The organism is Synechococcus sp. NOUM97013, from assembly GCF_014279815.1.
In the GTDB taxonomy this organism is placed as follows: Bacteria; Cyanobacteriota; Cyanobacteriia; order PCC-6307; family Cyanobiaceae; genus Synechococcus_C.
Genome location: NZ_CP047941.1, coordinates 1,096,759 through 1,113,142, shown reverse-complemented (window position 1 = coordinate 1,113,142; position 16,384 = coordinate 1,096,759). Strand labels below are relative to the sequence as shown.

The following is a 16,384-nucleotide window of genomic DNA, read 5'->3' as shown; positions in this document are numbered from 1 at the left end:
AAGTCGCAACAGGTCTTGAAGCGCATGCAATGGGGCTCGGCGGCGATGTTGTCTGCCCATGCCGCCCTCGGCTGTTATCGGTCACGATAGTGAGACAACGCGCTTGAGATCACCACGTGTCGCCGACGAACTGGCCAGAACAGGCCATTGAACAAGCCAGGGATCTTCACCAGAACCTGAGCATTGGCGATCGCGATTGGCACAAACTCAAAACCAATGCCGACCGTCGCGGAGCCGAATTGCTTGCCGCTGCGCTCTCGCAGCTGGTTCAAAACGGTCGCCGCGAGGATGTGGAGGCTCTCACACAGCAGGCACTTGGCTGGATCAAGCGGGAATTGAAAGATCCAGGCTGTCCGCATCACTGACGCCAACGGAGGTTCCAGGCCGGCGACAGGCCAGCTGCACGCGATTGCCACGGGAGCTCCAGCGGATGTCGTCAAAGCACTGGTGCATCAGGAACAACCCACGCCCCTGATCGGCATCCAACTGCTCAGGCAATATCCCCACGCGGGCCTGCAGTGGCAGGCCATCTCCCTCGTCTTGGATCTGCCAGATCAACCAGTTCGGGGTGAGAATGCGGCGGATCCTCAAACACTTACGAGGGTCAGCGTCATTGCCATGGCGAACGGCATTCACCAGCGCTTCCTGGAGACCCAGCTGCAGCCTGCAGGAGGTTTCCTCGCACTCCACCGGTTCAAGCAACAGCTCCATCAGCGGAGTGAGCTGGAAGGTCGACGGCAGGATGAAATCAGCCCATCGCATCGAAGGCAGAAATCGGGTCAGCATCAAGACCGCTTCATCCTCAGTTGACCTTACCGGCCCAGGCGACTTCTGCCAGCGTTACGGACGATCAGGATCGGTGAGCCAGTCCCGGGTGCTGCAGCAACGCATCCATCAGACGAACACCGCGGAGTTGATTCACCAGTGGCATATGACCTTCAGGCGCCTCCATCGACCACTGAAACGCCCCTGGGTATCGGGTCCAGTTTCCATCGATTTTCCAGCCGATACGGGGCCAAAGCCGGTCGTAACGCCCATCAAGAGCATTCAGCAAGCGCGACTGCACCGTGAATCCAAAGCGTCCCTGGGAGTAGGCAATCCACAACCGGTCCAGAGTGGTGAGATCCAATGCCTGCATCCGAGGGACCTCACTGAAATAGACATAACCCCGCTGCACCGCTTGATCCCCAGCGAGCTCACGCAGAACGCAGCTGGTGAGACGATCAGCTTCTTCAAAGTCTTCCTGCAGCAGAGCCACCTGCAGGCCGCTGAAGTCAATGCCACAAGCCGATGGCGTGTTGAACCATCCCGAACTGGCCGCAGGAATGGCCGCAAGGGTTTCTGGATGATGACGCTGAAGAATCTGAAGGATCCAGCCAGCTCCCCAGTCATCACCATCCCTGGAGTAGCCCTTCAAAGCCTCCGAGGCCTTGCCTGAGAGTTCATCGGCTGCCTTTTCAAGCGCAGCAGCCGTTGAGCGCTTCTGACGAGCGGAACCCGTGGCCAGGCGGTCAAGCAGCTGGTCAAGGTCGAGTTGAGTGGAGGGAGGTCGTCCGGAAAGCATGGTGTCGAGCCGGTGCTCACGAGCTCGGCGTTGGCCCACTATGTCAGGCATGGGCCAAACCATCGTGATCGATCTTGAAAGCTTCCGCTCGGCGGCAGGCCCCGTGATCGATGCCCGAACGCCAGCGGAATTCCAACAAGGGCACTGGCCAGGGGCCATCAATGTTCCGTTGTTCAGCAACGAAGAGCGCCATCAGGTAGGGCTGACCTACAAACAGCAGGGTCGCCTGGAGGCGATCGAACTAGGGCTGGAACTCTGTGGACCCTCCCTCGCCAAGCTCTCAGTGGCCCTCAGGGAGGCGGCAGGCGGACATGGGAAGCCTCTTCGTCTGTATTGCTGGCGTGGCGGCATGCGCTCCAACAGCATGGCCTGGTTAGCGAGCTTGAGCGATCACCCGGTCACAGTGCTGGAGGGGGGCTACAAGCGATATCGCCGCTGGGTTTTGGCACAGTTTGAGGCTGCCTGGCCATTGCGTGTGCTCGGGGGTCGCACAGGCACAGGCAAAACAGATCTCCTGCTGCAACTGGAGCGTGATGGGGTTGGCGTCGTAGACCTCGAAGGACTGGCGCATCACCGCGGCAGCAGTTTCGGAAATCTCGGACTTCCAGCACAACCCAGCAGTGAGCACTACGAAAACAAGTTGGCTGAACGACTGGATACGTTGAACATCAGCCAGGCGCCAGAGATCTGGCTGGAAGCCGAAAGCATCCAGGTCGGCCGCTGCCGGATTCCCAAGGGCCTGTTCAGCCAGATGCAAACAGCACCGGTCCTGGAGATTCAACGCAGCGAGCAAGAACGCGTGGAACGACTCGTGCAGGTTTACGGCTGCCACCAACAGCAGGACTTACGGGAGGCGACGCAACGCATTAGTAAACGACTAGGCCCCCAGCGCACCCAAAAGGCCCTTGATGCCATCGATCAACAGAACTGGGCTGAAGCCTGTCAGGCCATGCTCGATTACTACGACCGTTGCTACGACAAGGAGCTGGAGCGTTCTCCAGCACGAGACACCGTGAACCTAGAAGGCTTGAGCACCGAAGACTCAGCAAAGTGCCTTCTCAGCAAAGGCTGCGTCACACCCATGATCTGCTCTTAATATCCAATCCCAAAGCGGACGACCCATGGCAGAAGGCGACAAGGCGGCGATTCAGTTCTTCCGCGGAACCGACGAGCCCGTGGTTCCCGATATCCGCATGACCCGCAGTCGGGACGGTCGCACCGGACAGGCGACATTCGTGTTTGAGCAGCCTGAAGCTCTCGCACCGGAAACCATGGGAAATATCGCCGGAATGTGGATGGTCGATGAGGAGGGTGAGATGGTCACCCGCGAGGTGAATGGACGCTTCGTTAACGGCAAGCCCTTCGCCCTCGAAGCCACCTACACCTGGAAGAGCGAAGCGGATTTCGAGCGCTTCATGCGTTTCGCTCAAAGGTATGCAGATGCGAACGGAATGGGTTATTCCCAAAACAACGGCGAGAATGCGGCGAGCGAAGAAAGCTCTGAAGGTTGAAATTTCAGCACTGGCTCGGACTGGCGGCGTTGCTGACATCCGGGCTTTTGCTCTGGAACCTGCGTGAGGTCCTGATCCATCTGTTTGCAGCAGTGGTGCTGTCTATGGCGCTTTGCACCCTTGTGGGTGTTCTTCGCCAGCGCTGGAACATGGCCCGTCCTCTGGCTTTGATCCTCTGCCTGAGTTGCCTGCTGCTGATCGTCGCCGTGGCGGTTTCGGTGATCATTCCGCCCTTCTTCAGCGAGTTTCAGCAGCTGATCCAGCAGCTTCCGGCGGCTGCTCGGGAACTCCAGCAAATCGTGATGGGCTGGATCAACCATGCCTCTTCTCTGGTGTCAGGAACAGGATTGAGCAACGGTTCCAGCACCGCAATTTCCAGCGGCCTGACAGCACTTCCGAACAGCAGCGCCCTGGCTTCCGGCGTCAGCGGCGGACTTAAAGGTCTGCTTGGACTGGCCGGGAATCTCGGCGGCGGTCTTGTTCAGTTGCTGTTCGTGATCGCTGTGGCCCTGATGGTGGCGATCCAACCGGAGGCCTATCGCAATGTCGCCATCCTGATGGTGCCGTCGTTCTACCGACGTCGTGCCCGTGTGATTCTTTCGCAGTGCGGCGAAGCACTAAGCAGTTGGATGGTTGGGGTGCTGATCAGTTCTCTGTGCGTCGCTGTGCTGGCAGGCATCGGACTGTCCCTGCTGGGCGTGAAACTGGTGATGGCCAATGCATTGCTGGCCGGACTGTTGAACGTCATTCCCAACGTGGGGCCAACCTTGAGCACGGTCTTCCCCATGTCTGTGGCCCTTCTTGATGCGCCTTGGAAAGCGGTCGCAGTGCTTGGGCTTTATGTGGTGATTCAAAACATCGAGAGCTACGTGATCACTCCCTCGGTCATGCAGCACCAAGTGAATCTTCTTCCAGGCCTGACCCTCACAGCGCAATTCATTTTCACGGTGCTTTTCGGCCCTTTGGGTCTGCTCATGGCCCTGCCGCTGGCGGTGGTGATGCAGGTGCTGATCCGGGAAATCGTCATCCATGACGTTCTCGATCCCTGGAAGAAGCGTCGGGCACTGGCATGAATCCACGCAATCTGCTGATCAGCCTCAGCCTGATCGTGTTGGCACTGCTGATCTGGCAGCTGCGCTGGGTGCTGTTGGTGCTTTTTGGTGCCGTGGTGCTGGCGGTCGCCCTCGATGTACCGGTGAAGCCTCTGATCGTGCGCTGGAGAATTCCCCGGCCGTTAGCGCTGCTGATCGTGCTGCTGATGGTTCTGATCGCTGGACTGGTCATCGTGCAGGTGCTCCTGCCACAGCTGATCACCCAGTTCGAACAACTCACAACACTGCTGCCTTCTCTATTTGCCACATTCCGGACCTTGCTGGCCAATCAGCCGCTGTTCGCTGATTTGGAAAGCAACCTGCCAGATCAATTCAGCTGGGAGCGAATCCAGCCTGTGGGTTTTCAGCTGCTTGGGGTTGCAGGCGGAGCCGCCAACGGCGTTGTTCAGGTGATGTTGATGAGTCTGCTGGCTGTCCTTCTGGCTCTCGACCCGACATCCCACCGACGCATGGTGATTGCGCTGACGCCTCGTCCGGCAAGAACCTCGGTGGCCGAGCTACTCGATCAGTGCCGCAAAGCGCTGGGTGGGTGGTTGGCCGGCATGACGCTCTCAGCTTCCGCCGTGTTTCTGCTGACCTGGGCTGGCCTCGCTGCCCTTGGAGTGCCTCTGGCGCTGCTGAGTGCCCTGGTATGCGGCTTGCTGACGTTTGTTCCCACCATTGGACCGACGGCCGCAACGCTGCTGCCAATGGGCGTCTCGCTGCTGATTTCACCAGGCTTGATGCTGCAGGTGCTGGTGCTGCGACTAGTCCTGCAGAACCTCGAAGCGTTTGTGCTGACCCCACTGCTGCTCAGGCGAACCGTCAATCTGCTGCCCACCGTTGCACTCACCTCCCAGCTGAGCCTCGGCGCTCTGCTGGGACTGCCTGGAGTGCTGCTGGCACTGCCATTGGTGGTGGTGCTTCAAGTGGGAATTGAGCAGGTGGTGGTCCGAGAGGTCATGGACCGCTGGACCTAGCCCATTCAGCCGCCGTACTGCCAACCGGTGGTGCTGAGTTCAAGAGCATCACCATCGCGGTGCAGAACGGCTGACTTGACCTCACCGACAAACACGGTGTGATCACCATGCGCCAACTCGCCCACCAGTTCACACTCCACGCCACCCAGCGCGTCCTTGAGAATCGGCAGGCCCATCGATCCCAGTTCGAAGGGGGCAGCTTCAAAGCGCCCACCCACTGCAGCCTGTGGTTTGAAGAACGTTGCTGCCAGATCCTTCTGATCGGCAGCCAGAACATTGAGGGAAAAACGTCGCGTGCGCTGGATCATGCCGTTGCTGGTGCTGTCAGCCCGCACCCCCATCACCACCAGTGGAGGTTCGAAGGACCCCTGCGTGACCCAGCTGGCTGTGAAGCCGTTCACTGCATCGCCTTCAGCGACGCCACAGATGAACAGACCGTGGGGAATCTTGCGCAGCAGTGTTTTCTTAGCATCCAAATCAAGAGACATGGCCGTCCATCCCGAGGATGTCGCCAGCCTACGAACATCCTCAGCAAGGGGCTGCAGGCAGCGGGGGCGGACATCCGTAAATGACTGCTAACTTTCGCCTGACCTGAATTGAACGCCTTGGAGCGGCCCTCATCCCTGGCTGTCTTTGCCACGGTTGCCGCCAGCGGCGTCGTCGGTCTTTTGATCTACGCAGGCCTGTTCTACGCCAATCTTCGCCGCGTCAACACCAGCGGCGCAGCCGATGTGGTCTCACCTGTCTTTGACACGCAACAGCAGGCACAACGGGAAGTCGACCAATGGATCCACAACGGTGGGACCTACACCGTGACCACCACCCAGAGGATCCAACGGTCTGTGCCTTTGACCCCCCAAGAACGTCGCAAGCTTGAGTTGCTGGCGGATGAACAGCGGAGAGCCAAAATCGAGGCGTCCTATGAAGCCTGCTTGAACAAGGCGGCAAGTGATCTCGCCAAGGAGCTTTGCTCGTTCCAGCAGACACCTGACATTGCCGGATCGGCCGTTCCCGGTCTGAGCGCTGCCAGTGAGATCCCGAACACCAAGCTGATCGAAACGGTCCGCGTGGCGCGAAAGAATCAGCCCAGACGGACCTGCACGCTAGTGCAGGACTATCGACGCTTCAACTGCGTTGAGTTCGATGTGAATGCAGGTGCAGAAATCACATCCGATGAGCAGACCACCCTCAAAATCAAGGCTTACCGGCAGTTCCGCTTCTGACCAACCGAGTCCGTCTGGGGCCGTAATGGCTCCAAAGCGAAGGCTGCAGCACCAGCACCACCACGGCCAGAGTGTGATGGCGCACCGCGAAGATCAGTGAGGTGATCGTCAGTTGATCCGCCAACAGACGCAGTTCTGTTCTGAGATCGACCAGAGCCAGGATCAACAGCAGCAACGGGATCCACCGCTGGGACACAGTCCTTGCGGAAGCGGCGGACTCAGGCACTGGCGGCAGCACTGGAACGTGAGGGCCACAGGCTCAGCAAGGAGGGAGCCAGAGCAATGCTGGACCAGCTTCCGACAACGACGCCGAGGGCGAGAGCAATCGCAAACCAGAACAGGGTGGACCCACCAAAAAAGATCAACGCCAACAAAGGCAGCAAGGTGGTGCCACTGGTGTAGAGCGTTCGCGTGAGTGTCGCTGACACCGCACGGTCGACTTGAACGGTGAGTGGCAGCTCGGCATCTTCGCGTTGACGCTCTCGAATTCGGTCGAACACCACAACCGTGTCGTTGACCGAGTAACCGGCAATCGTCAACAAGGCCACGGCGAACAAACTGTCGACTTCCAATCCATTGCTGAGGCCGAGCCAGGCGAACACCCCGCAAACGATCACGACGTCGTGCGCCAGGGCAACCAGTGCCAGCAAAGCGAAGCGTCGGTCATAGCGAACTGAGATGTAGAGGGCAATGCCGGTGAAGGCCACCAGGAGGGAGATCAAACTGCTGCGCAACAGCTGACCGCCCAAGCTGGGACCGATGGTGTCCACGGACTGACCACCGGCAAGAAATGGGCCCGCGACAGGTTCCATCGCATCGATGACGGATTGCCCCTGCCCTGCCGAAAGCGCTGGCATGCGCAGCACCAGCGATTCACCACCGTCAAGCAGCTGCACCCTGGCGTTGTCCAACTTGGGCACAGAGGTTTCAGTGGCTTCCGTCGGCAGCTTGATCTGCTGAAGCACCGATTCCACATCAGGTGTTTTGAGCTGATCGCAGCGATCACCGCATTGCCGTTCCAACTGGATCTGGGTGCCGCCGGTGAAATCGAGCCCGGGCCTCAGGGGGAAACCGATCTGGGGATCCGTCCAGCTGAGGATGATGCCGAGCAAGCTGAACAGGAGAACGACCGCGGACACGATCCAGACCTGTCGTCGACGGCTTGTGAGTGGAAAACGAAGAGGACGCTCGTCAGCGCCTGAAGACGTGATGGGCATGGTTCAGGACGCAGTCGTGGGCAGTTGCCGTGCGGGCAGGAAATTGGTCGGGCGTCGCAGGCCCTGATACCCCATCAAGAAACGCAGAAGCGTGCGCGTGCAGGTGAGGGCAGTGAATAGGCTCAGCAACACGCCGATGCCGAGGGTGGCAGCAAAACCTTTCACCAGACCAGTTCCGAGGAAGAACAAAGCTGCACAGCTGATCAGGGTGGTGAGGTGGCCATCGACGATCGAGGAAAAGGCCGTAGCAAAGCCCGTTTCAATGGAGCGGATCAGGGTGTTGCCGCGCCTGAGCTCGTCTTTGATCCTCTCGAAAATGAGCACATTCGCATCGACGGCCATGCCGATGCTGAGGATGAAACCGGCAATGCCCGGCAGAGTGAGTGTGACCGGAATCAAGGCGTAGACCGCCAGGTTGAACAGCGCGTAAAGGCTGAGTGCCAGCACTGCCACAAATCCAGCCAGTCGGTACACCACCAGCATGAACAGACCCACCAGCACCAGACCGGAAAGCGCCGCAATCAGGCTTCGACGCACATTCTCGGCACCCAGCGATGGGCCGATCGTGCGCACTTCAAGAATGTCCACCGGCAGTGGTAGCGAACCGCCACGCAGCTGAACTTCGAGATCACGGGCTTCCTCTGCGGTGAAGTTGCCCGTGATCGAAGCGGTCCCTCCGGAAATTCCTGCGGCTTTGTATTGAGGTCCCACCGTGGCTTCACTGATGGGAGCACCATCGAGAACGATGCCCAGTAAACGCCCCGTTCCGGCAATCGACTTGGTGAGTTCAGCGAATTTCTCGCCTCCTTCGGCGTTGAAATTGAGGGTGACCTCCCAACCGGGGCTGTTCTGCTGCTGCTGACGTCCAGCACCGACGAGATCCTTGCCTGTCAGATCGGTGGGCTCGAAGCGATCAGCAATCTCGCGATTGGTGCGTTCCAAGAGCTGTTCCAGTTGTTCCTGTTCAGAGGAGGCAGTGCCCTCGAGACCCAACTCGTTCTGCACCTGATTGAGTGCCTCCTGATCGAGGCCCTCATCGTCAGAATCGTCGGCCGTTGAGCGAGCGGCGAGAACACTGCGTAGCTGTCCACGCAACTGCCTGAGGCTCTGCACTTCTTCTTCAGTGCCGGGCTTTTGCGCACGGAACTCCAACAGGGCTGTGGTTCCCAGCACCCGCGCAGCGCGCGTGGGATCGGTCACCCCGGGCAACTGAAGAACCAGCTGGTTCTCGCCAACGGTCTGCAGGGTGGATTCCGCCACGCCCAATCCATTGACGCGTCGATCGAGCACCGCCTTGACCGCTTCCAGCTGTTCGGCGCGCACCTTGGTGATCTCGCCTGAAGGCTGCACCTCAAGGGTGAGCTGACTGCCACCACGAAGATCCAAGCCAAGCTGGAGCGGAAAACTCGTCAGCACAGCCGCTGAGGCAATCGCCAACGCCAGGATGAGGGCAAACCAGCCCTGTTGTCGGGCCATGAATCAGAGCCCCTGGCGAACGATGGTCTGAGCCGCTTCCACAATCTGATGCGGCTGGATGATCGTCAGATTCTCGAGGTTGCCGTTGTATGGGGTCGGAATGTCCTGGCTGGACAGGCGCACCGGACGAGCATCGAGATCATCGAAGCACTGCTCGGTGATCAAGGCGATCAGTTCCGCTCCGATGCCACCGGTCTTCATGCATTCCTCCACCACAATCACTTTGTGGGTCTTGCGGATGGAACGGGCGATCGTCTCCATGTCGAAGGGCTTGAGGCTGATCAGATCAATCAGTTCGACATTGATCCCATCCGCTTCCAGCTGCTCGACGGCCTTCAGGCAGTGGTGACGCATGCGTGAGTAAGTGAGGATCGTGACATCACTCCCCTCCTTCACCAGGTCAGCTTGATCCAGGGCGCAGGTGTAATCACCGTCCGGCAGTTCTTCGGTGAGGTTGTAGAGGAGAACGTGCTCGAAGAAGAGCACTGGATTGTTGTCACGGATCGCGGCCTTCATCAGACCTTTGGCATTGGTCGGCGTGCTGCAGGCGACGATCTTGATTCCAGGCACTGCATGGAAATAAGCCTCCAGCCGTTGGCTGTGCTCAGCACCCAACTGCCGTCCCACACCACCAGGGCCGCGCACCACTGTGGGAATCGTGAAATTGCCGCCGCTGGTGTACCGCAGCATCCCCATGTTGTTGGAGATCTGATTGAAGGCCAGGAGCAGGAAGCCCATGTTCATGCCTTCGACGATGGGCCGCAGGCCCGTCATCGCAGCACCCACGGCCATCCCGGTGAAGCTGTTCTCCGCAATCGGAGTGTCCAGCACGCGGAGTTCGCCGTATTTCTCGTAGAGATCCTTGGTGACTTTGTAGGAGCCGCCGTATTGGCCGACGTCCTCACCCATCACACAAACGTGAGGATCACGGGCCATTTCCTCATCGATGGCCTCGCGAAGTGCGTTGAAGAGAAGCGTCCCTGCCACGGCGTTGCTGCAATCCCGGCCATGCCGGCGTCAGCGGCCAAGCTATCTCAGTCCAGGCGGGTTCAGCCCCCGGCGGCAAAGGTAGAGAGGAGCAGTACCGAAAGAAGCAGTCCTGGAGAGAGCAGCAGCACGAGCTGACCGAGATCGTGAAGCGTCATGGTCCGGATTGCACACAACTCACGCTAGGCAGCGTCCACCTCGTCTTTCGTGAAAAGACTGCGAAGAAACACCAGAAACAATCCCAGGCCGATGAAGGCAAAACTGAAGGTGGCCAGAAAACCCATTCCGATGAACAGTGTTTTCAAGGCTGAGGCAATGCTCTGACCGATGGCATTGCTGAAGGTGGGGGGGTGCGCTGCGAAATACGCCACCAGACCTTTGCTCAATCCGAAGCTCAACCAGGACAGGAGAAGGCTGGTGACTGAACCGGAGAGAAAACTCAGCGGGCCCTTGCGGGGTTCTTCGGTTGGAGGAGTGCTGTCGCTCATGCCGCCAGCTTGACGCCGTGGGGGAGCAGAGAGCAACTCCAGGCCTTGAGACCTTCAGAAGCCAGAGCAGCTTCCACTTGCTGCCTGGCCTGATCCGCCGCAGCCTGATTGGAAAACAGCGCGAAACAGCTGGGACCTGAACCGCTCATTGCGACGCGCAAACGCCCTGGCAACGGATCGAGGATGTCCAGCGCCTTTCGGACGGATGGCGTCTGCGGTGCCACCACCGCCTGCAAATCGTTGCGCAGCGGCGGTGGAGTGCTGGCCTGCAATGGATGCAGCCAATCAGCAGCTCGGAGGACCTGACGCCGCTGTTCGAACGCCTCCTCCCCGTCGAGGTAGTGATCGGAACGAACCTTGCGACATTCGCCGTAAGCCCAGGGCGTCGACACACTCACCTCAGGGTTCTTGACCAACAGCACGCCGAGGGGATGACTGATGGGAGGCAGGGATTCCAGCCGTTCACCACGACCGAAGCAGAGCTGGGTTCCACCCGCCACGCAGAAGGGCATATCCGATCCCAGGTCGGCTGCCAGCGCTTCAAGTTGAGCCTGGCTTTGCCCCAAGCCCCAGAGACGGTTCAAAGCCACAAGTGCTGCAGCACCGTCACTGGACCCTCCAGCCAGACCCGCGCCAATCGGGATGCGCTTGCTCAAGTGCATACGCACGCCAAGCTCAGCGAAACCTGACCGGGCCCGCAGAAGCTGCGCTGCACGAATGATCAGATTGTCATCACCACAGCTCAGACCAGGCTGATCACAGGAGAGGGTGATGGACCCATCTGCTGTGTTTTCACAGCGGAGCTCATCAGCCAGATCAATGCTCTGCATAACCATGGCCAACTCGTGGAAGCCATCGCTCCGCAACCCGAGCACTTCGAGGTGAAGGTTGATCTTGGCCGGAGCGCTGACGCAGACCGGAGCCGTCATGAGCGAGACGCAGCGGAATCGGCTTGATTCAAACCCCTGGCCAGAGCCACCCAGCACTGAGGGGCCACTTCCTGAGGTCTCTGCTGAAGATCAATGCCTGCCGCCGCCGCCAGCTCCTGCAGTTGATCAGGAGGCAACAGTCCGCCCAATGTGTTCCGAAGCATCTTGCGGCGGGCAAGAAAAGCCTGTTTCAGAAGGGTTTCCACGCGTCGACAAAGCTCAGGGGCTGGGCGCTGATCCGCAGGCAGAGGATCCAAGCGAATCACTTCCGACTGCACTTTCGGTGGGGGCTGAAAGCAGCGGGGAGGCACTGGGCAGACGCTTTCGCAGCGCGCCAACAGCTGCATGCGCACACTGAGCGCACTGAAGCTGGTGTGTCCGGGACGGGCACGAATCCGTTGAGCGACCTCCTGTTGCACCAGCAACACCAACGATCCGTAGGGAGGGTCCACCGGACGATCCAGCCGACCGATCAACCGCTCCAGAAGCGGCCCCGTGATGTTGTACGGGATGTTGGCCACCACCTTGGAAGCCCGTCCGCCGTCAGGAAAGGTGAGCGGATCCTCGAGCACATCGCCTTCGCTCAACGAAAAACGCGGGTCTGCAGCGAAGCGCTCCCGAAGACCCGCGACCAGATCACGATCCAACTCAACAGCGTGAACAGCGGCTGCTGCGCTGCGCAACAGTCGCTCCGTCAGCGCGCCTCGCCCAGGCCCCACCTCCAGGACACGGTCATCGTCTTGCAGCTCAGCAGCGTCAAGAATGCTGTCCAGCACACGTTCATCTCGCAGCCAGTGCTGACCAAAGCGTTTGCGGGCGGTATGTCCTCCGAAGCTCATGCGATTCACGCCACAAAATCACTGTGCCCCAGCGAGGCACTAAGCACGGGATGATGAGCGCAACAACGACGCCGTTCTGGGATGAGCGCCAGGATCCCGCTGATCTTCATCACGGGAACATCGGCAGCAGGCAAAACGCATTTCAGCCGCTGCCTCGCCAAAGCCTTGAATCAGCTGGGGCACCGGCCTGTCGTCATCGCAGCCGATGACTACTACCGCAAAGACTGGGTTCCAGATCCCCTTTACGGCTACGACACCATTGCCGCGATTGACACGGAGGCACTGATCAGCGACCTGGAGGGGCTTTCACAGGGAAACCTGCAGCAACGCCGTCAATACGACATGGGCACCAAGGCCGTGAGTTGGACCGACATGCCTCCCGGCTGGGACCTGGTGATCCTGGAGGGTGCCTTCGGCCCACAGGTCTTGATGGAACGCATGCCTCCAGACCTTCTGCTTTATGTCGACACATCCCTCTCACTTCGAATCCTGCGCCGATTGTTGCGTGACACGCGCGAGCGGAATCGATCGATCGTCTCGATCTTGAATCAAACGTGGAACAACATGATTCCGGGTGAACGTGATTTCATTCAGCCGTTGAAGCAGCAAGCAGATGTGATCATCCGCAACCCGAAAAAAGATCTCGAAACCGTGATCAATCGATGGAGCAGCGAGCAAGGAGCAGAGCCATCAATTATTCAGCGTCCTCAATTCTGATCCGAGGGATGCGGATGCGCCGGAAGACTGACTTTATACAGCGTATCCGTCACAGGCTTCCAAGCCACCAAATGACAGGAATCGATGCGATGCGAATCAAGACATTCCCAGATATTTTGCCCTGCAAGCACAGACCGAGACCAACAATCACCTTCGCTGGTCATTTTTCTTGAAAGTTGATCCTTCCATTCTGACCACTCAATCTTCGGATAAGAGGAAACATTCTCCGAAAGAATGACAATGTCAAAATCCATTAATCAGCGGTGAGTGGGACGATGGCAAGTTCAAGGGCAGGCCCATAACCATCGCTGACGAGTTTAAAGGAACCAGTTCGCTGAAGCCAACCAGTCCTGCTCTCAATCACTGCAGACTCAATGCGAGACGCAGTTGAATCATGGTCATGACTGCCCAGCAAGCCTGGGACTGTTGGTTTTTTTTGCAGTCCAGCGTGCTTTCCGAGGCCAATGGGGATCTCGATTATTTAGCAGTGTTGGAACAGTTTGGGGACACCACAGATCCCTTTGCGCATGTTGAAGCACTTTGCTCGTTCGGTGTGCGGTGCGACTTCATCACCAACGGCAGCTTCGCGCTTGTGGAGCAACAGATTGAAAAGGTAATTCCTGTACCGGTCGGCTGGCTACACAAAGGAGATTTACGCCATGAAGGTCCCTCTGGAGGAGGTCATTGGTCTGTGATTACTGGAGTCGAAAATAGCGATCTCGTGATCTGCGATCACTTTGGCGAAGCCGATCTCCTAACAGGTGACTATCTCGAGATCGGGGGGAATGCAGGTGACCAAGTGCTCTATAACCGCGATCAATTCAGGAGCCGGTGGGAGATTGAAGGCTCAGGTTCTGGCTGGATGATTCTGGCCAGTGAAAGATCCATGCAGCCAATAAGAGCGTCATCAGGAATCGACTGGCAACACAGTTGATTGATTGCAGCACCAATGCCTTCAACACCCAATTCATAACGGCATGCATTGCTTCAATCAGGATCCGCCCCAAGGTCGGCAACACGAATCCAGCGCACCGGGCATGAAGCCGGCGGCAAAGGAACCAACGCGAGCACCACTTCAAAGCCCAGATCCCAGCTCCAAGGCTGCTGCATTTGCCAGCACACCAAGGCGCGTTTTAGCCGCTGTCGCTTGGTCCTGTTGAACGCCTTCAGCCCCCAACCATCAAGGCCCTTCTGTCGACGCGCTTTCACTTCAACCGCGAGCAAACGAAAACCATCTGGTGCTGTCTTGATCATCAGCAGATCGATTTCCCCATGGCGACACCGCCATCGTTCAGCACAACAGTGCCAACCATTGCCAACCAAGAGCTGCCGAGCGTGCTGTTCCGCCCATCGGCCAGGGTTCTCATGCACATCAATGACGACCACTCCGGCCCAAGGGCTGAACTCAACATTCCCCTCGGTGAGAGTTCAAAGCGGAAGACAGCGCGACCAGAGCCGCTTTTTGGGCAGTGAAGAGCCCTAGGGTTGCCGAAACGTTTTCGCCTGGTGATGAGACGACAGCTGCTGGCCCCTCTGCTCGCACTGATGCTGGTGTTCGGCTTGGCGATGGCTCCTGTTCAGGCCGCGATGGATTACGCCAAACAGGTGTTGATCGGTGCCGATTTTTCCAATCGCGAGATGCAGGGCGTCACTTTCAACCTCACCAATCTGCGTGAAGCCGATCTCTCTGGCAGCGACCTCCAGGGCGCCAGCCTGTATGGCGCCAAATTGCAGGATGCCAATCTCACCGGCACCAACCTCCGCGACGCCACCCTCGATTCGGCCGTATTGGATGGCACCAACCTCACTAATGCCATTTTGGAGGACGCCTTCGCGTTCAACACCCGGTTCATCAATGTGACGATCACCGGAGCTGATTTCACCAATGTGCCCTTTCGTGGGGATGCGCTGAAAACACTCTGCGCTGCCGCTGAAGGCACCAATCCAGTGACCGGTCGTCTGACCAGTGACACCCTCGGCTGCTGATGAGCTTCGATCCCCGCAGTCTCGAACGCCTCAAGGAACTGGGTCGCCAACTCCCCAAGGCCCTCCCCAATCCGGAGACGGAGACCAAGCCATCCACCAGGAGCAACCGCCCGAAACACAAGGTCGAGACTGAGCAGAATCCCGAGGCCTTGTTCCATGAGCTGATGAAGGTCAGCCAGGACGGAACCGTGCCGGAGCATCTGATGAGCCGATTGCGTTCCACGGAGCAGCGCCTGGAGGATGAGCGTCGCCAGCGCCAGGTTTCACCACCCAGTCAGTCGACGCAGAGATCCGCAACGGGTTTGCCGTCACCACCGGCACGATCCACAGGGAAAGGCAAGAACACGCGTCCACAACGACCCAACGTGCCTGCCGGCAGCGAAGAAGACAGCCTTTATGTGGCCTTCAGCCAGTTGCTGCTGGAAGACGACGACGACGATTGAGGCGCTCTGATCTGTTGAATCTCGCTGCGATCACAGGTTCATGAACATCTCTCGATACCGGATCATCGCCATCGGCAAAGTGCGCAAACGCTGGGTGCAGGAAGGCATTGAGCTTTATCTCAAGCGCCTTCCGGGACTGAGCGTGACCGAACTGCGTGACAGCTCGCGCCACAAAGAAGCTGATGCCATTCGCCAGGCCCTGCGTCCTGATGAGCAACCTGTTCTGCTGATGGAACAGGGCAAAACCCTGACATCCATCGACTTTGCTCAGCGGCTGCAGGACTTTGGCTCAGAGCGGCTGGCATTCGTGATCGGTGGAGCAGACGGACTGACCGATGAACTCAAAGAATCGGCGCGCTGGCAAATGAGCTTGTCGCCGATGACATTTCCTCACGAACTAGCCCGGCTGCTGTTGCTGGAGCAGTTGTATCGGGCTCAGGCGATCCTGCAGGGGAGCCCTTATCACCGTGCATGAGGTTGGTGATGGCAACGGGCGGGGCCCAAGCGCTGTTAAAACGCGCGCTTTACAGTGCCGGCAAATCAATCAAACAATGAGAGTGCTCAGATCGATTGCTTCAAGCGTTGTCTTCGGCACTTGTTTGATTGCAACAACACCGGATGCACCTGCAGCGCCTGTCTGGAGTGCCTTTGGTGACTCGTTTGCGAAGGAGGCCTGCGCCTCTTACAGCAAGAACGCAAGCAAGGAGCAACGGATTGAGTCCTTGGAGGCTGCCACCGTTGTCGCCATGACGGCCGATCCCGAAATCCTGAAGCTCGTGATGTCCGATGAGATCAGCGATCAGGATTCAACCGAAATGAGCATGGCCATCATGCTCGCCCTTGGAAAACAATGTCCTCAAAAAATGACGGACATGGTCAATGACATGGGCGAGTAATCATCTCTCATAATTACCACCCAGAGTGAAATAATAT

At 58.5% G+C, this 16,384-nt stretch carries 24 protein-coding genes; 12 read left to right on the top strand and 12 right to left on the bottom strand.

Annotation, left to right across the window (positions count from 1 at the left end):
• The first annotated feature begins 116 nt into the window (after positions 1-116).
• A complete protein-coding gene (locus SynNOUM97013_RS05830; RefSeq protein WP_186481175.1) occupies positions 117-365 on the top strand; it encodes a DUF6439 family protein in 249 nt (82 codons plus the stop codon).
• On the opposite strand, the gene SynNOUM97013_RS05825 is transcribed toward SynNOUM97013_RS05830, so the two are convergent.
• On the bottom strand, positions 325-786 hold the full coding sequence (locus tag SynNOUM97013_RS05825) for an ATP-binding protein (protein WP_186481174.1): 462 nt from the start codon (positions 784-786) through the stop codon (positions 325-327). The genes SynNOUM97013_RS05830 and SynNOUM97013_RS05825 overlap by 41 nt on opposite strands.
• 64 nt (positions 787-850) lie before the next feature.
• On the bottom strand, positions 851-1,564 hold the full coding sequence (locus tag SynNOUM97013_RS05820) for a GUN4 domain-containing protein (RefSeq protein WP_186481463.1): 714 nt from the start codon (positions 1,562-1,564) through the stop codon (positions 851-853).
• 40 nt (positions 1,565-1,604) lie between these two features.
• On the opposite strand from SynNOUM97013_RS05820, the gene mnmH reads away from it, so the two are divergent.
• Genes mnmH through SynNOUM97013_RS05800 form a run of 4 tightly spaced genes read left to right on the top strand, consistent with a single transcriptional unit; the run spans position 1,605 to position 5,146 of the window.
• Positions 1,605-2,660: a tRNA 2-selenouridine(34) synthase MnmH gene (gene mnmH / locus SynNOUM97013_RS05815; protein WP_186481173.1), complete on the top strand. Its 1,056-nt coding sequence runs from the start codon at positions 1,605-1,607 to the stop codon at positions 2,658-2,660.
• Positions 2,661-2,685: 25 nt separating this feature from the next.
• On the top strand, positions 2,686-3,075 hold the full coding sequence (psb28, locus tag SynNOUM97013_RS05810; RefSeq protein WP_186481172.1) for a photosystem II reaction center protein Psb28: 390 nt from the start codon (positions 2,686-2,688) through the stop codon (positions 3,073-3,075).
• On the top strand, positions 3,072-4,148 hold the full coding sequence (locus SynNOUM97013_RS05805; RefSeq protein WP_186481171.1) for an AI-2E family transporter: 1,077 nt from the start codon (positions 3,072-3,074) through the stop codon (positions 4,146-4,148). The genes psb28 and SynNOUM97013_RS05805 overlap by 4 nt, the downstream gene beginning before the upstream one ends.
• Positions 4,145-5,146: an AI-2E family transporter gene (locus SynNOUM97013_RS05800; RefSeq protein WP_186481170.1), complete on the top strand. Its 1,002-nt coding sequence runs from the start codon at positions 4,145-4,147 to the stop codon at positions 5,144-5,146. Before SynNOUM97013_RS05805 ends, SynNOUM97013_RS05800 begins: the two co-directional genes overlap by 4 nt.
• Positions 5,147-5,151: 5 nt before the next feature.
• Here SynNOUM97013_RS05800 and SynNOUM97013_RS05795 read toward each other — a convergent pair whose 3' ends face one another.
• On the bottom strand, positions 5,152-5,634 hold the full coding sequence (locus tag SynNOUM97013_RS05795; protein WP_186481169.1) for a flavin reductase family protein: 483 nt from the start codon (positions 5,632-5,634) through the stop codon (positions 5,152-5,154).
• Positions 5,635-5,751: 117 nt separating this feature from the next.
• Here SynNOUM97013_RS05795 and SynNOUM97013_RS05790 point away from each other — a divergent pair, with 117 nt between their 5' ends.
• Positions 5,752-6,369 carry a hypothetical protein gene (locus tag SynNOUM97013_RS05790; protein ID WP_186481168.1) on the top strand — a complete coding sequence of 206 codons (618 nt, stop codon included), beginning with the start codon at positions 5,752-5,754 and terminating at the stop codon, positions 6,367-6,369.
• Here SynNOUM97013_RS05790 and SynNOUM97013_RS05785 read toward each other — a convergent pair.
• The 7 genes from SynNOUM97013_RS05785 to rsmA form a co-directional block, all read right to left on the bottom strand.
• The gene (locus tag SynNOUM97013_RS05785; protein ID WP_370586453.1) at positions 6,341-6,565 is read right to left on the bottom strand and encodes a hypothetical protein; all 225 of its coding nucleotides are present in this window, start codon (positions 6,563-6,565) and stop codon (positions 6,341-6,343) included. The two genes, SynNOUM97013_RS05790 and SynNOUM97013_RS05785, sit on opposite strands and share 29 nt — an antisense overlap.
• 22 nt (positions 6,566-6,587) lie before the next feature.
• Positions 6,588-7,586, bottom strand: coding sequence for a protein translocase subunit SecF (secF, locus tag SynNOUM97013_RS05780; protein ID WP_186481166.1), 999 nt, complete (start codon positions 7,584-7,586; stop codon positions 6,588-6,590).
• Between the two features lie 3 nt (positions 7,587-7,589).
• Positions 7,590-9,062 (bottom strand): protein translocase subunit SecD, encoded by a 1,473-nt coding sequence (gene secD / locus SynNOUM97013_RS05775; RefSeq protein WP_186481165.1) that lies wholly within the window; start codon positions 9,060-9,062, stop codon positions 7,590-7,592.
• A 3-nt stretch (positions 9,063-9,065) separates the two neighbouring features.
• Positions 9,066-10,049, bottom strand: a complete 984-nt coding sequence (locus SynNOUM97013_RS05770; RefSeq protein WP_186481164.1) for a pyruvate dehydrogenase complex E1 component subunit beta — start codon at positions 10,047-10,049, stop codon at positions 9,066-9,068.
• A gap of 182 nt (positions 10,050-10,231) precedes the next feature.
• Entirely contained in the window at positions 10,232-10,537 is a 306-nt protein-coding gene (locus SynNOUM97013_RS05765; RefSeq protein ID WP_186481163.1) for a DUF3082 domain-containing protein, read from the bottom strand.
• Positions 10,534-11,466, bottom strand: coding sequence for a 4-(cytidine 5'-diphospho)-2-C-methyl-D-erythritol kinase (gene ispE / locus SynNOUM97013_RS05760; RefSeq protein WP_186481162.1), 933 nt, complete (start codon positions 11,464-11,466; stop codon positions 10,534-10,536). The genes SynNOUM97013_RS05765 and ispE overlap by 4 nt, the downstream gene beginning before the upstream one ends.
• Positions 11,463-12,305 carry a 16S rRNA (adenine(1518)-N(6)/adenine(1519)-N(6))-dimethyltransferase RsmA gene (gene rsmA, locus SynNOUM97013_RS05755; protein ID WP_186481161.1) on the bottom strand — a complete coding sequence of 281 codons (843 nt, stop codon included), beginning with the start codon at positions 12,303-12,305 and terminating at the stop codon, positions 11,463-11,465. The genes ispE and rsmA overlap by 4 nt, the downstream gene beginning before the upstream one ends.
• A gap of 81 nt (positions 12,306-12,386) precedes the next feature.
• On the opposite strand from rsmA, the gene SynNOUM97013_RS05750 reads away from it, so the two are divergent.
• On the top strand, positions 12,387-13,022 hold the full coding sequence (locus SynNOUM97013_RS05750; protein ID WP_255443025.1) for a uridine kinase: 636 nt from the start codon (positions 12,387-12,389) through the stop codon (positions 13,020-13,022).
• Here SynNOUM97013_RS05750 and SynNOUM97013_RS05745 read toward each other — a convergent pair.
• Positions 13,013-13,276, bottom strand: coding sequence for a hypothetical protein (locus SynNOUM97013_RS05745; RefSeq protein ID WP_186481160.1), 264 nt, complete (start codon positions 13,274-13,276; stop codon positions 13,013-13,015). The genes SynNOUM97013_RS05750 and SynNOUM97013_RS05745 overlap by 10 nt on opposite strands.
• A gap of 140 nt (positions 13,277-13,416) precedes the next feature.
• On the opposite strand from SynNOUM97013_RS05745, the gene SynNOUM97013_RS05740 reads away from it, so the two are divergent.
• Positions 13,417-13,956: a hypothetical protein gene (locus SynNOUM97013_RS05740; protein WP_186481159.1), complete on the top strand. Its 540-nt coding sequence runs from the start codon at positions 13,417-13,419 to the stop codon at positions 13,954-13,956.
• A gap of 53 nt (positions 13,957-14,009) precedes the next feature.
• On the opposite strand, the gene SynNOUM97013_RS05735 is transcribed toward SynNOUM97013_RS05740, so the two are convergent.
• Positions 14,010-14,408, bottom strand: a complete 399-nt coding sequence (locus SynNOUM97013_RS05735) for a YraN family protein (RefSeq protein ID WP_255443024.1) — start codon at positions 14,406-14,408, stop codon at positions 14,010-14,012.
• A gap of 123 nt (positions 14,409-14,531) precedes the next feature.
• Between SynNOUM97013_RS05735 and SynNOUM97013_RS05730 the strand changes: the two genes are divergently transcribed.
• From SynNOUM97013_RS05730 to SynNOUM97013_RS05715, 4 genes are read left to right on the top strand one after another with little or no spacing between them, the layout of a single operon-like run.
• Positions 14,532-15,008 (top strand): pentapeptide repeat-containing protein, encoded by a 477-nt coding sequence (locus SynNOUM97013_RS05730; RefSeq protein WP_186481158.1) that lies wholly within the window; start codon positions 14,532-14,534, stop codon positions 15,006-15,008.
• Positions 15,008-15,451, top strand: coding sequence for a hypothetical protein (locus tag SynNOUM97013_RS05725; protein WP_186481157.1), 444 nt, complete (start codon positions 15,008-15,010; stop codon positions 15,449-15,451). The genes SynNOUM97013_RS05730 and SynNOUM97013_RS05725 overlap by 1 nt, the downstream gene beginning before the upstream one ends.
• A gap of 40 nt (positions 15,452-15,491) precedes the next feature.
• A complete protein-coding gene (locus tag SynNOUM97013_RS05720) occupies positions 15,492-15,926 on the top strand; it encodes a 23S rRNA (pseudouridine(1915)-N(3))-methyltransferase RlmH (protein ID WP_186481156.1) in 435 nt (144 codons plus the stop codon).
• A complete protein-coding gene (locus SynNOUM97013_RS05715; RefSeq protein ID WP_186481155.1) occupies positions 15,919-16,347 on the top strand; it encodes a hypothetical protein in 429 nt (142 codons plus the stop codon). Before SynNOUM97013_RS05720 ends, SynNOUM97013_RS05715 begins: the two co-directional genes overlap by 8 nt.
• Positions 16,348-16,384 lie beyond the last annotated feature (37 nt).